Origin of the sequence: Burkholderia sp. AU4i (genome assembly GCF_000466765.1) — a bacterium.
GTDB lineage: Bacteria > Pseudomonadota > Gammaproteobacteria > Burkholderiales > Burkholderiaceae > Burkholderia > Burkholderia cepacia.
Window position 1 is genome coordinate 1 of sequence record NZ_ASSI01000446.1, and the last position, 511, is coordinate 511.

General features: G+C 73.0%; 1 protein-coding gene. It reads left to right on the forward strand.

Features of this window, described 5'->3' with window-relative positions; all coding sequences use genetic code 11:
- A partial coding sequence (locus L810_RS43395; protein ID WP_042978488.1) for a BON domain-containing protein occupies positions 1 to 511 on the forward strand: 511 nt, incomplete at both ends.

Below are 511 nucleotides of genomic sequence, written 5' to 3' on the forward strand. Positions count from 1 at the left end.
AGCGAATGGACCGAGCGCGCCGCGCGGCCGGCGGACCAGCGGCGCCGCATGTCCGACCCGGACTGGCAGGGCGGTGCGCGCTCGCCCGCATGGGACGCCGAACGCGGCTACCGCGAACCGGGCCGCCGAGCGGAGGGCAGTGAAGGCCCGTATGGCGGCGACCGCCCGGAATTCCGCGGTCATTTCCGGATGGGCCGGTACGGCGGCGAGCACGATCGTGGCGACCCGCGAGACCCGCCGCGCTACGGCGGCTACGCGCCCGACCCGTCGCGGTACGGCGGCGACGCCGAACGCGACGCACTGCGCCATCGTCGCGGGCCGAAAGGCTATACGCGTTCGGACGAGCGCATCCGCGAGGACGTGTGCGAGCGGCTTGCGCATGCGCTCGACATCGACGTGAGCGACGTCACCGTGCAGGTGCAGGACGGCTGCGTCGTGCTGGACGGCACCGTGCCGTCACGCTGGATGAAGCACGACATCGAGGATCTGGCCGACGGCTGCTTGGGCGTGC